Here is a 13,905-nt window from a genome sequence, read left to right as displayed (position 1 = left end):
ACGGTTGACTGTTGACTGTTGACTATTCAAGCTGGTGATAATTAGTTAATTCAAATCCATTGATAGTTAAAACCTGACGGACTTGTTCGCTTAATAAAGCAGCAAGTTCTATTTCGCCAGCGCCGGGTAACCCATTAAGCGGTTCTCCTGGTTGAACTAAGGCGGGATGGGAATAAATTTCCACTAATTCTGCTTGAATTTGGGGTATAAGACCAAGTAAGTATTGTTCGCTCATATTCCCAGTTTGCAGCAATCCATATACTCGCTGTGCAAACTTTATACCGTGAGCGGTAAGTAAGCTTTCGCCATAACTGCGCAGTCTTCCAAATACTCCTGACCAAACTAATTTAGTTAGTAAAGCACTCCGGTCAAGTTTGAGGCTCATTTGCAATTCTTCCGATGGCAGACGGATTACTTGGATGTTAAATTCTGGAGCTAATTCTACTAATATACGTAATATTACAGGATGTACATGTAAATGTAAATGCCCATCGACATGAGAAAGGGGCAGCCCAGATTGGCGAAATTTTTCCAACTGGGCGCGGATTTCTTGGCGTAATTCCTCACGGGCGGCTGGGTAAAATTGATAACGTAAGCCAGCTACCAGAGGACTATCAGAAAAATTGCCTTGGGAGTCTACTAAATGGGGAATTTGGGAGGGAGGCAGGACAGAACGACCGCAAACCAATACCAAATGTAGACCAACTGCTAAACTAGGGCGATCGCGTGCCCAGGCGATCGCATCTGCGGCAGCATCTCCTGTTACCATTAAACTGGTACTAGTTAATACACCCTGTTCGTGAGCTTGGATAATTGCCTGATTGACTCCAGCAGAAAAGCCAAAGTCATCACCATTAATGATGGCAAAGCGGGGTTTGGTATTGGGCATGGGGCATGGGGCATCCTTTCGACTTCGCTCAAGGCGAGTGGGCATTGGGCATGGGGCATTGGGCATTGCTCAGAGACGCGATGAATCGCGTCTCTACAATCGTCCCCTCTGCCTAGTTTCCTGCGTGTGCGGCAGTTTGCTGATTGCGGCGTTCTTTGAGGTAGGTGAAGAACTCTCCGCCTTCGCGTAGGCGGCGTACCATCATTTGTCTGTCTGTTAGCATTTCTTTGACAATGGGGATGATGGCTTTGGGACGGAAGTAGAATTTCCGGTACATGCGCTCAACTGCATCCTCAATTTCCGCGCTGGAAAGGGTGGGATATTGCAGGGTTGAGGTTTGAATACCGGAGTTTGCTACTAGGGATTGGTTGGTAAACCAGCCGTTGGCTTTGGCTTGTTCGTAAAGTTCTGTGCCGGGGTATGGTGCAGCAATGGAAACTTGAATTGTATGGGGACTGAGTTCGCAGGCGAAGCGAATTGTCTCTTCTACGGTTTCTTGAGTTTCAATTGGTAGACCAATAATAAAAGTACCGTGAACTGTGATGCCTAATTTGTGGCAGTTTTTCATGAATTCCCGCGCTACTTCTAGCTTGATGCCTTTTTTAATCCGGTTGAGAATATCTTGGTTACCAGATTCAAAACCGACAAGTAGCAAGCGTAAGCCGTTGTCGCGCAGGGTTTTGAGGGTGTCGTAGTCTAGGTTAGCGCGGGCGTTACAACTCCAGGTGAGTTTGAGACGCTTCATGTGTTCGCTAATTGCGATCGCGCGATGTTTGTCGATGGTAAAGGTATCATCATCAAACATATACTCCCGTACTTTGTCACCAAAGATAGCTTTGGCTTCTGCCATCTCTTTTCCAACAACTTCTGGGCTTTTATGGCGATATAAATGTCCGCCTATTGTTTGCGGCCATAGGCAAAAGGTACATTTCGCCGGACAACCGCGCCCAGTATAAAAAGAAATGTAGGGATGCAGCAGGTAGCCGATGAAGTATTTATTAATATCTAAATCGCGGGCATAGGTAGGCAAAACGCTGGGCATAGCATCCCAATCGTGAATTAAGGGGCGCTCTTCATTGTGACGCACGTTAGAAAACTGGTCACGATAGCTCAAACCTTTAATATCTTCCCAAGCTACGCCTTCGGCTAATTCCTTACAAGTGTAGTCAAATTCGTTACGACATACAAAGTCGATGACTGAGTGATCCCGCAGTGTTTCCTCTGGTAATACTGCCACATGGGCACCGACAAAGCCTATCTTTACGTCTGGATTTTGGGATTTTATCGCTTCTGCACATTTCACATCATTAGCTAATGATGGTGTACTGGTGTGCATAATTACCAATTCGTAATCCCTAGCAATTTTCAGTACATCTTCCACAGTTTGACTGTGTGGCGGCGCATCCACCAGTTTACTCCCTGGCACAAGTGCAGCAGGTTGGGCTAGCCATGTGGGATACCAAAAAGAAGTAATTTCCCGCTTGGCTTGATATCTAGAACCTGCACCACCGTCAAATCCATCAAAGGAAGGAGGACTGAGGAACAAAGTTTTCTTCATTGATAGCTCTCCTTAAAATGTCCAAAGTCAATAGTCAATGGTCAATAGTAATTGGGCATGGGGCATTGGGCATGGGGCATTTCTTTCCCCCTGCTCCCTGCTCCCTGCCCCCCTGCCCCCTGCCCCTCTGCCTTTTCAAACTAACTAGCTTTAATGTTCACATCAATAAATTGCTTGAGCAGTGCCAAAACATCGTTGCGGCTGAGTTTTTCTTTGCCGTTGGCTAGGGCGTCTAGGGTTCCATGTGCCAAGGTGAGGGGAATTTGGCAAAAGTCTAAGGCTGGCCCCGCACCTAGACTTTGAGTGTAAGCGTCTGCTAGGGCTAGGTTGCGCCTTGCATATTCGTGCATGTTGGCAGCAGTCCAGCCTTGGGGATAAAAGTCTACACCCCGTTTTAAGTCTTCAGTATGGTTACGTAAAATATTCACTGCTTGTAAACCTCTGCCAAAGCCGATGGCTTGGGTACGGTTTGTTTGGGTACCATCATACCAAGCCCATAAATCAGATAACAACAACCCCACCGCGCCTGCAACCCCAAATGTATAACGATCTAAATCTGATTCTGTGGTGATTTTCCAGTTGATTTCTGCCCAATATGCCATTCTGTCTGCCATTGCGGCGGTGGCATCCCAAATTCGCGGGGCGATCGCTTCCGGTGCTAAAATTGACCATTCCCTAATGCCAAGGGTAACTTCTGGTAAAGTATTCTCATAACCATTGAATCCTGAGGAAAAAGCATCAACGGCAAAACCATCAACCCCTGCTTGTAATGTCAAGCTAATTGTGCGCAATAACTGTGCTTTAGTTGGGTTATCCAGTTCTGGATGATCTTCAATTTCATCAATAGCGCGCATACACAAGTATGCTGATGCAACTGCCTCTTGTAACCCTGACGGTAAAATGCTAATTGGGATGTAAAAAGTTCGACTCGTTTCTTTCAGGATTTGCAGTGCATCTCTACGTAAATCCATGTTTTCACTCCTCTCTTGATTGTCACACCACATGAAGTTTTCAGTTTTTCGATGATACTTGATCTAATTTTTACTAAACATTAAGAACTGTTTTTTAGCTAGTTTTTCCTCTAAAAATTAATAGTCTAAGGTATCACAATTAACAAAAGGCTCAAATCGCCTAAAGTCTAGTCTAGTATATAGTCCTTTGGTGACAAAAATGCCTGGAGGATGTGATGCCACTACTAGCATAATTTTTCAGTGTAATTAGAAATAATTATGCTAAAATTTGCTGAATTATCTGCAAGTTTTTCTCTCAAAGAATAGCTAATTGTCAGAGAAAAAACTCTGTGAAGTATTGATGAAGCTGAATAAAATACTGTTGACTGTTGACTGTTGACTGCGCTGCACTGAAGCTCTGTCGAAGGGAACTCCAAAAAATAAATTATCCAACTTGTAGGGGCACGGCATATACAAACTTTCGGTATTACCGATATTTTATCGGTGCCGTGCCCCTACCCCCGTGGGTATTTTTTTAATTGGAAGTCCCGAAGTGTTGACTGTTGACTGTTGACTGTTGGCGGTTGACTGTTGACTGTTGACTGTTGACTGTTGACTCTTAAGAAAGTTTTTTCAGGACTGTGTTTGAGATAGGCTATGTATTAGTTTTAACAAGTGTGGTTTCAGGCAATCCTTTGTATACAGATAAGTCATACATAACAACTTCATCTAAACTTGAGATTTAGACTAAAATTAGTCAGCAAAATCCGCGATCGCTTTCTCAAAATGCCATTCTACCTTCTCAAAATGGCATTCTGCTTACTAGAAATGGCGTTCTACCTACTCATTTTGGTGTTTTCCGCAAGTCATAAGCCATTTTACTTACTAGAAATGGCGTTCGACTTACTCATTTTAGTGTTTTCCGCAAGTCATAAGCCATTCGACTTACTAGAAATGGCGTTCGACTTACTCATTTTAGTGTTTTCCGCAAGTCATAAGCCATTTTACTTACTCATTTTGGTGTTTTCCGCAAGTTACAAGCTATTTCACTGACTCATTTTGGTATATTTAGTTAACAAAAGCAGATTTTGCTGTCTCCACTGAAGCTTATTGCAATTATGTAGGGGTGCAAGTTTTGATCATTGGTGTCAACTTCAGCGAGAAATCCCTTGACTGTAAGCTTTCTCGCTTGCTTTGGAATTAATGACCAGAAACCAAGTCCAAATATACTCAAAGTAGACTAAAAATTTTGAGCATATTTAGTGGTTCATCTTATTAGTTGTGAGAAGTAGCTGGTGGTTAGATCCCCAGGGAGATTTAGCAACCCAGTAAATGACTTTTGCTATGAACAAGGAATTGAATTTCTTTACGGTAACTGGGTTTCGAGTTAAGTTGACACAGGTATGTCTCTAGCATCTGTTGCATTCTTTTTGCAAATGCCATGAATTGTCTCATTTTTCATGGATGCGATCGCGATCAATATCGGTATTTTTAGCAATATATATGCCAATAAACCCTGGTGATTTTTTCGATATATAGGGAACAATAATCCTAAGGTTAGTGTTTTTTCTGTATTACAATCACTAAAGAGGTTGCTATTATTTCCTGAGTGTCAGTATTTCGACTACTATTGACAAATTTGTTTATTGTCATCGCCGTAATTATTGCTTCGTACTCTCTATTATTTAGGATCTATGTTCAATCACCTCTCTCTGGTCTTAAAAGCGCAGTTGGCTCAGGCTCCAGTCAAGCTCAAGTCTCAATATTCAACATGGCCCATATTATTGCTGTCTATTATAGTTGCGATCGCCACAGCAGGAGCAATTTATACACTTAATCAGATGGCAGAGGAGAGCAATAACACCAGACTACTTTTAACTCGTGTCAAAGAGCAAGTCAGTAGGCTCAATGCTTTAGAATGGGAGGGTATTTCTAAAGGTACAATTGATGAAGATTTAACAGAAGAACTAGCAGAAAATAAAGAAACTACAAGCATTATATTAAATGAGCTAGGGCAAATTGAGCGAAAAGATGATTTAAAAAAATTGTTTGGACTACATCGCCTTTATAGAACACAAATTGATGGGGTTCTGAAGCTAATCAGCGAAGGTAACGTCAAGGAAGCAATTCAAGTTGATGCTGATGGTATCGATCAAATATATGATGAGTTATATGCTGAAGTTTTTACCTTAGAAAAATATTATGTACAACAGAAAGTAGATGCGAGAAAAATAGCAGATATTGGTACTACAGTTTCTTTAATATTATCAGCCGCTATCATTGGGGGCTTATCATATAGTTTTAATCAGAGATTGTGGAATAAAAACCAAGAATTGAAAGCTACCTTGACAGAACTACACCAAACCCAGGATCAGTTGATTCAAAAAGAAAAAATGGCATCTTTAGGTCAACTGATTGCGGGGATAGCTCATGAAATTAATAATCCTTTAGGGATTATTAAAGCATCGGCAAGTAATACAGATAAGGCACTACAAGAAGCACTCGCAGAAATTGCTTATCTACATCAGCACTTGGACAGTAAAGAACAAGAAATTTTGTTTGATATCGTTAATAGGGCGCTGCAAAATCAACCGTCCCTAGGTTCGCAAAAAGACCGGGTGCTAAAACGCAAAATTACCAATACACTTCAAGAGAATGATATTGACAATGCTAGATATATTGCCGATCTCTTGATGGATATGGGTATAACTGAAGATATGGAATTTTTGTTACCTCTGCTAAAAGGTGATTCAGGAGAATGGGCTATACAGTTTGCCTATAACCTCACTTCCTGTTTTATCAACAATCAGATGATTAGCAATGCTGTGGATCGCTCCGCCAAAATTGTGTTTGCACTCAAAAGCTATTCACATTTCGATCAAAGTGGAAAAAAACAGTTATTAAAAGTAACTGAAGGCTTGGAAACTACGCTCGCTCTTTATCACAATCAAATCAAACGCAATATTAAATTAATTCGTGATTATCAAGATTTACCAGACATTTGGGGTTACCCCGACGAACTAATTCAAGTATGGACAAACTTAATTTTTAATGCTATACAAGCAATGCCATCAGGGGGAACGCTGACTATCGCCACCCGTCAGCAAGCACAAGAAATTCAGGTAAGCATTACAGATACAGGATCTGGCATTCCCGAAGACATACAGCAAAAAATCTTTGATGCTTTTTTTACCACCAAACCGGCTGGTGAAGGAAGTGGTTTAGGATTACATATTTCCCGGAGAATTATTGATAAACATCAAGGACGCATAACATTAAATACAAAACCAGGGCATACTCAATTTATTGTGTACTTGCCCATCGAGTCTATTTAAATAGGTAAAGGAAATTTATGATGTCTGATGCTGCTATTCTTTGTGTAGATGACGAAGTTGCAATTTTAAAGGCACTGAAGGAACAACTCAAAAGGTTATTTGGCAATAAGTATATTTATGAAGTTGCCGAAAGTGCAGAAGAAGCCTGGATTGTGATTGATGAATTAGAACAGGAAGGAATTAAAATTCTCATCATTGTCTCTGACTGGTTGATGCCTAATGTCAGAGGAGATGAGTTTTTAACTCAAGTTCATCAACGCTTCCCGGAAGTGATTACTGTAATGTTAACAGGACAAGCCGACGAAGCCGCAATTGAGCGTGCTAGACAACAAGCTAATCTTTATGCTTGTATCCGCAAACCCTGGAAGGAGGAAGATTTACAGGAAGTTGTAGGTGTAGTCTTGAATTAAAGGATTGTCAATAGTCAATAGTCAATAGTCAATAGTCATCAGTCAACCGTCAACCGTCATCAGTCATCAGTTATCATGCCGCAATATTTTGGTAAATTACCGACAACCAACCAACCTTGGAATCATATCGGTAGCGTACAGGCTGTAAATTGGAGCGATAGCACTGTTAATTTTGATTGTGGTAACTCGCGGTTACAGGTGACTATACTTTCTCCCAACTTAATCAGAGTCAGGTTTTCACCAACAGGGGAATTTACCCCCCGGCGTTCTTGGGCGGTGACGGTGGATGATTCAGAATGGACGCAATTACCTTTTGAAGTGCAAGATAATGAGACTGCGGTAGAAATTACTACGGGAAAAATTCGCTTGTGTGTGGAAAAGCAAAATTCTCGCCTAGTTTGCTTTGACAAAGACAATCATCCCTTTGCGGAAGATGTGGATTTGGGGATAGGTTGGCGTCAGGGTGCGGTTGCTGGTTGGAAGAAAATCTACGCTGATGAGCATTTTTACGGCTTTGGCGAACGCACAGGTTTTTTAGATAAACTCAGCCAAGTTAAAACTAACTGGACGGTTGATGCTTTAGATTATGATGCATTGACTGATGAAATGTACCAAGCCATTCCCTTTTTTATGGCTTTGCGTCCAGAGTTGAGTTATGGCATCTTTTTTAACACAACCTTTTGGAGTCAATTTGATATTGGCGCAGCCCAGCCTGGTGTGTGGAAGATGGAAACACGAGGCACAGAGCTAGATTATTACATTATCTACGGCCCCGAACCAGCAGATATTTTGCGTATATACACGCAATTAACTGGGAAAATGCCGCTACCGCCAAAATGGGCGTTAGGTTATCATCAATGTCGCTGGAGTTACGAATCAGAAGATGTGGTGCGGGAACTGGCGCAAGAATTTCGTCAGCGTCGCATTCCCTGCGATGTGATCCACTTAGATATTGATTATATGCGGGGTTATCGCGTGTTTACCTGGAGTCCACAACGTTTCCCGGAACCAGGAAAATTAATCGGCGATTTAGCACAAGCTGGTTTTAAGACGGTGACAATTATCGATCCGGGTGTGAAATATGAACCGGAAGCTAATTATCACGTATTTGATACAGGATTAGCAAACGATTATTTTGTACGTAAAGCTGATGGTGCCTTATTTCACGGCTATGTTTGGCCGGAAAAAGCGGTTTTTCCCGATTTTTTACGTTCTGATGTGCGTCAGTGGTGGGGTGATTTGCACAAAAGTCTTACCGATATCGGTGTGGCGGGAATTTGGAATGATATGAATGAACCCGCTATAGATAATCGTCCCTTTGGGGATGGGGGGGAGAAGATTTGGTTTCCCTTGGATGCGCCGCAGGGGGATGAGGAAAAGCAGGGGAGCAGGGAGCAGGGAGCAGGGGGGAATTTATCTGCATCAAGTACGACGCATTTGGAGGTACATAATTTATATGGGTTGATGATGGCTAAGGCTTGTGCTGAGGGGTTAAAGCGTTATCGGCAAACAGAGAGATCGTTTGTGTTGACTCGTTCTGGGTATGCGGGGGTGCAGCGTTGGTCTGCGGTGTGGATGGGGGATAATCAATCTTTGTGGGAACATTTGGAAATGTCCTTACCCATGTTGTGTAATATGGGGCTTTCGGGTGTGGCGTTTGTGGGTTGCGATATTGGCGGGTTTGCTGGTAACGCGACGGCGGAATTATTTGCCCGATGGATGCAGGTAGGAATGCTTTACCCTTTGATGCGGGGACATTCGGCGATGTCTACGGCGCGTCATGAACCTTGGGTATTTGGCGATCGCACTGAAAATATCTGTCGAGAATATATTAACCTACGCTATCAGCTATTACCTTATATATACAACCTATTTTGGGAAGCGGCACAAACAGGCGCTCCGATTTTAAGACCTTTATTTTACCATTATCCGCGCGATCGCCAAACCTATACAATTTACGATCAGGTATTTTTGGGCGCTTCCCTAATGGCTGCACCAATTTACCGTCCTGGGGTTGAGTACCGCGCTGTCTATTTACCCGCAGGTACTTGGTATGACTGGTGGACGGGAGAACAATACACAGGCCCTACCCATATTCTGAGTCATGCACCATTAGAAAAAATGCCACTGTATGTCCGTGGTGGTGCGATTATCCCTATGCAGCCTGTACAGCAATATGTCGGTGAATCGCCACAAAATTCACTGCGTTGGCGTATTTGGCCTGGTGACAATCAATACTTATTTTTTGAAGATGATGGTATTAGTAATTCTGGTCAAAATCAAAACTATTCTTTAAGAGAAATCAGAGTATATACGCAAGAAAATCAAATTGTCGTTGATATTGTGCGTAGAGTAGGGGAATGGATACCACCAGAGAGAGAAGTAATTGTTGAAGTCGTTGGTATTGGCGAACAACGCTTTACTGATGATGGCAGCGCGTATATTTTCAGATTTTAACATCTACATAAGGATAGATTTTTGGAAGGAGGACAAGGAAGACAAGGAGGACAAGGAGGATAAGGGAAGGGGGACAAAATCAATTCAAAATTCAAAATTCAGAAATACTGTTGACTGTTGACTGTTGACTGTTGACTGTTGACTTTTTATGCCCAATGCCCAATGCCCAATGCCCAATGCCCAATGCCCAATGCCCAATGCCCAATAAAATCTGCACATAGATAGATGAAATTATAAATTGAATGTAGGTATCATTAACTACCAGAATATAACCCACTAGACTCACACACAAAATAATCTACGATTGGCATGTTTAGATGGGGTTACAAAAACCTGGATGTTAAACAGAAACCGCAGGCGTTTGCCAGTTCTTGTTCGCGTCTCCACACAAGCGTTAATAGTACAAATCACTAGTGCGATCGCCATTTTCATTGGTGTATTTGTACTGATAGGCTGGGTTTTCGAGATTGAATGGCTCAAATGTGCCTGCTCTAGGGGTTTAGTAACCATGAAGGCGAATACAGCCTTGGGTTTTATATTTTCTGGGGTGTCACTTTTGTTAGCTCAACATCTCAACAAAGAAAAAGGTGCTGCTATACAAAATTATCCCCGTTATCTGTGGGGTTCTCGTATTTTGGCGATCGCAGTCTTGATACTGGGGTTATTGACAGTCATTCAATATATATTTCGGACTAATTTCGGTATTGACGAGTTATTATTCCCCGACTCCCCAAATGCTATATTGACAGCGCAGCCAGGGCGCATGGGATTGAACACTGCACTTGATTTTATGCTAGTTGGTAGATCCTTAGAATTAGCAGTGTTTCAAAAAACCTCCCGCAGTTATTGGTATTCCCAAATTCTCGCCCTGATTGCTGGTTTAATTGCTATTCAAGCCTTAATTGGTTATACCTATCACGTAAGTACTCTCTATGGCGCACAACCTTATTCAACTTCAATGGCGTTACACACAGCTATTACTTTTATAGTGTTGTGTATAGGAATTATGTGGACAAATCCAAGCCAGGGATTAATGCGAATAATTACTAGCAATACCGATAGCGGTTTGTTGTCTCGCAGATTATTATTAGCGGCGATCGCAGTTCCGTTTGTTGTGGGATGGTTAATTGTTCTCGGTCAAAAAATCGGTGGTTATGATACGGCGTTTGCTATATCATTATTTGCGATTATCGTTATGGTGATTTTTGCCACAATTATATGGCAAAGTACCAGTGTAGTCGAACGTCTCAGCAAACAGCGCGATCGCGTGCAAGATGAACTCAAAGCCTATGAAGCCAAACTCAGAAGTCTTGTAGATGCGAATTTAATCGGCATTTTGTTTGGTGATATCTATGGCGGTATCCAACAAGCTAATAACGAATTTTTATCTTTAATTGGCTACACGCGAGAAGATTTATTAGCGGGAAGAATTAGTTGGAGTGAAATCACACCCCCAGAATACCTATATTTAGATGAGAAAGGAATTGCCGAAGCCCAAGCCAGTGATAATGGTGCTTGTACGCCCTATGAAAAAGAATATATCCGCAAAGATGGTAGCCGCATCCCGGTTTTAGTAGGTTATGTATTATTAGGGGAACAACGCCAAGAGTCAGTAGCATTTATTATCAATTTAAGCGAACGCCAACAGGCAAAACAGCAAATTATCCAACTCAACAAGGATTTGCAACGGCGCGTTACTGAGTTACAAACTTTGCTTGATGTTATCCCCGTTGGAATTGGAATCGCAGAAGATCCCGAATGTCAAACAATCCGCGTTAACCCAGCTTTTGCTAAACATTTAGGAATTTCTCCGAATCATAATGCTTCCCTAACTGCGCCAATTCAGGAAAAACCGAATTTTAAAGTCTACCGTGAAGGTAGAGAAATATCTGGAGAAGAACTTCCCATGCAGTATGCTGCGGCGCATGGTGTGGAAGTTATGGATTTTGAAGTAGATGTTGTGCAAGATAATGGCAACATCGTCAAACTGCTGGAATATGTAGCACCGCTATTTGATGAGGAAGGTAATACTAGAGGTTGTATCGGCGTATTTTTGAATATTACAGAACGCAAGCAAGCTGAGGAATTACTGCGCAATCAGCAAAAATGGCTAGAAGATGTCCTCAATTTAATGCCCAAGCCACTATTATTTATTGAACCGGGAACAGCAAAGGTAACTTTTGCGAATCGCGCTGCTAATGAAGCGGCGGGAGGGGAATTTCCCAAAGGCATAGCAATAGAGGATTACAATAAATTTTATTATTTCACCGATGCCAATGGCGATCGCCTAGCAAATCACCAAATCCCCGCAGTTAGGGTAGCTCGTGGCGAACGTTTGGATGGCTTAGAGGTAGATTGGCATACAAATCAAGGCGTGCGATCGCTTTTAATCTTCGCCGATACCTTACCAGCAATGCATGGTTATCCGGCTACCTGTGTATTAGTTTTTCAAGACATTAGCAATATCAAAGAAGTAGAAAAAGCCCTTTCCTTAGGTTACAAGCGGCTAAAACTATTATTTGATACGGCTAGCGAATTATTATCCAGTCAAAATCCTGTGGCTTTAGTTGATAGCTTATACCGTAAACTTGCTGAACAGATTGGGCTAGACATGTATCTAAATTACTTGGTTGAGGATAACTCTCAAGTAATGCATCTCGCCTCATCTACAGGTATTTCCGCAGAACTAGCCAAAGAAATTGAGTATCTAGCTGTGGGTACGGCGGTATGCGGAACAACAGCCCAAACCAAATGTCAGATTACTGTAGATAATGTCCAGCAATCAACAGATCCCAAAACAGCCTTAATTCGCTCAATAGGGATTACAGCTTATTATAGTTACCCGTTAATCACCCAAGGACAGCTTTTAGGTACACTTTCCTTTGGCAGTCGCACCCGCACGCGGTTTACTGACAATCAAAAAGGAATGATGCAAGCAGTTTGCGATCAAATTGCGATCGCCATGGAACGCGCACAGTTAATTAACTCTTTGCAGCAACAAACCGAGCAATTGCAAGAAGCCAACCGGATGAAAGATGAATTCTTGGCGATATTGTCCCATGAATTGCGATCGCCCCTCAACGCTATCTTAGGTTGGGCACAATTACTGCGATCGCGCAATCTTAGCGAAGCTCAAGCTAGTAAGGGTTTAGAAACCATCGAACGCAACGCCCGAATCCAAACCCAATTGATTGAAGACTTACTCGATATCTCGCGGATGATCCGAGGAAAGTTGCGTTTAAATGTCGCTACCTGCAATTTGATTTCCATTATTAACTCAGCCTTAGAAACCGTCCATCTCGCCGCCCAAGTCAAAGAAATTGAGATGCAATTTCATCTGCCAGATCATAACTCTGACTTTTTAGTTTCTGGCGATGCCGAACGCTTGCAACAAATTATTTGGAATTTATTATCCAATGCCATCAAATTTACCTCACCTCGTGGGAGAATAGAAATTAGACTGGCTAAAACCGTCGAAAAATTCAAAGGTAATCTTACTAGCTACGCTCAAATTCAAGTAACTGACACCGGTATCGGCATTAGTGCCGAGTTTCTTCCCTACGTTTTCGACCGCTTTCGCCAAGCAGATAGTTCTAGTACCAGAAAACATGGCGGACTCGGCTTAGGTTTAGCAATTGTCCGTCATTTAGTCGAATTACATGGCGGTACGGTGCAAGTCGATAGCCCCGGCGAGGAACAAGGCTCAACATTTACAGTCAACCTACCTTTGTTGTCACCCACCCAGGCAAATATTCCCCAAGTCCCTCAAGAAGAAGATTCCGCCCCAGTTTTATTGCCTTCCTTATTAGGTACAAGGGTGCTAGTTGTGGACGATGAAGCCGACAGCCGAGACTTTATCGCCACTGTACTGCAACAAGCCCAAGCCGAAGTACAAGCCGCCGCATCAGTTAAAGAAGCCTTAGAAATAATTCCACAGTGGAAACCAGATGTCATTGTCAGCGACATCGGTATGCCAGTCGAAGACGGTTACTCATTCATTCGCAAAGTGCGATCGCTTCCACCAGAACAAGGGGGAGATATTCCCGCCGCCGCCCTGACAGCTTATGCTAGAGCAGAAGACAGAATGCGCGCTATTCAAGAAGGTTATCAGTTACATTTACCCAAACCCATTGAACCAGCAGAATTAGCCACAGTTGTTGCTAGCTTAGTTGGGCGTGCTTGAGAGAAGAATGTAGAGTTCAGTGCGGTGTTTAGCCTGTACTGTCGGTACGGGGCAGAGAACAGGAACCAGAATTCCCTTCTGCCTTCTGCCTCCTGCCCTCTGCCTTTCCCGATAAATCAGCAG

General features: G+C 42.6%; 7 protein-coding genes. 4 read left to right on the top strand and 3 right to left on the bottom strand.

Going from position 1 to position 13,905, the window contains the following annotated elements:
• Positions 1–22 precede the first annotated feature (22 nt).
• The 3 genes from hpnK to AACW45_RS19090 all read right to left on the bottom strand — a co-directional run bounded on the left by hpnK (position 23) and on the right by AACW45_RS19090 (position 3,418).
• Positions 23–889, bottom strand: a complete 867-nt coding sequence (gene hpnK / locus AACW45_RS19100; RefSeq protein WP_190628763.1) for a hopanoid biosynthesis-associated protein HpnK — start codon at positions 887–889, stop codon at positions 23–25.
• Between the two features lie 112 nt (positions 890–1,001).
• Entirely contained in the window at positions 1,002–2,447 is a 1,446-nt protein-coding gene (gene hpnJ, locus AACW45_RS19095; RefSeq protein WP_190628520.1) for a hopanoid biosynthesis associated radical SAM protein HpnJ, read from the bottom strand.
• Positions 2,448–2,587: 140 nt separating this feature from the next.
• Complete coding sequence (locus AACW45_RS19090; RefSeq protein ID WP_190628519.1) at positions 2,588–3,418, bottom strand: squalene/phytoene synthase family protein; 831 nt, start codon at positions 3,416–3,418, stop codon at positions 2,588–2,590.
• Between the two features lie 1,763 nt (positions 3,419–5,181).
• Between AACW45_RS19090 and AACW45_RS19085 the strand changes: the two genes are divergently transcribed.
• The 4 genes from AACW45_RS19085 (at position 5,182) to AACW45_RS19070 (ending at position 13,782) form a co-directional block, all read left to right on the top strand.
• Positions 5,182–6,732: a sensor histidine kinase gene (locus AACW45_RS19085; protein ID WP_242045514.1), complete on the top strand. Its 1,551-nt coding sequence runs from the start codon at positions 5,182–5,184 to the stop codon at positions 6,730–6,732.
• Between the two features lie 17 nt (positions 6,733–6,749).
• On the top strand, positions 6,750–7,142 hold the full coding sequence (locus AACW45_RS19080) for a response regulator (protein WP_242045513.1): 393 nt from the start codon (positions 6,750–6,752) through the stop codon (positions 7,140–7,142).
• A 75-nt stretch (positions 7,143–7,217) separates the two neighbouring features.
• A complete protein-coding gene (locus tag AACW45_RS19075) occupies positions 7,218–9,599 on the top strand; it encodes a glycoside hydrolase family 31 protein (RefSeq protein ID WP_190628517.1) in 2,382 nt (793 codons plus the stop codon).
• Between the two features lie 337 nt (positions 9,600–9,936).
• Positions 9,937–13,782 (top strand): hybrid sensor histidine kinase/response regulator, encoded by a 3,846-nt coding sequence (locus tag AACW45_RS19070; protein ID WP_190628515.1) that lies wholly within the window; start codon positions 9,937–9,939, stop codon positions 13,780–13,782.
• The last annotated feature ends 123 nt before the right edge of the window (positions 13,783–13,905 follow it).

The sequence above is a fragment of the Calothrix sp. FACHB-168 genome (assembly GCF_963889195.1).
Lineage (GTDB): Bacteria > Cyanobacteriota > Cyanobacteriia > Cyanobacteriales > Nostocaceae > Aulosira > Aulosira anomala_A.
This window is presented reverse-complemented; position numbering and strand designations above follow the sequence as displayed.

Excerpts from the sequence above, each read along its gene's own strand:
- hpnK (WP_190628763.1), bottom strand. The coding sequence starts at position 889 with ATGCCCAATACCAAACCCCGCTTTGCCATCATTAATGGTGATGACTTT.
- hpnJ (WP_190628520.1), bottom strand. The coding sequence starts at position 2,447 with ATGAAGAAAACTTTGTTCCTCAGTCCTCCTTCCTTTGATGGATTTGAC.
- AACW45_RS19090 (WP_190628519.1), bottom strand. The coding sequence starts at position 3,418 with ATGGATTTACGTAGAGATGCACTGCAAATCCTGAAAGAAACGAGTCGA.
- AACW45_RS19080 (WP_242045513.1), top strand. The coding sequence starts at position 6,750 with ATGATGTCTGATGCTGCTATTCTTTGTGTAGATGACGAAGTTGCAATT.
- AACW45_RS19075 (WP_190628517.1), top strand. The coding sequence starts at position 7,218 with ATGCCGCAATATTTTGGTAAATTACCGACAACCAACCAACCTTGGAAT.
- AACW45_RS19070 (WP_190628515.1), top strand. The coding sequence starts at position 9,937 with ATGTTAAACAGAAACCGCAGGCGTTTGCCAGTTCTTGTTCGCGTCTCC.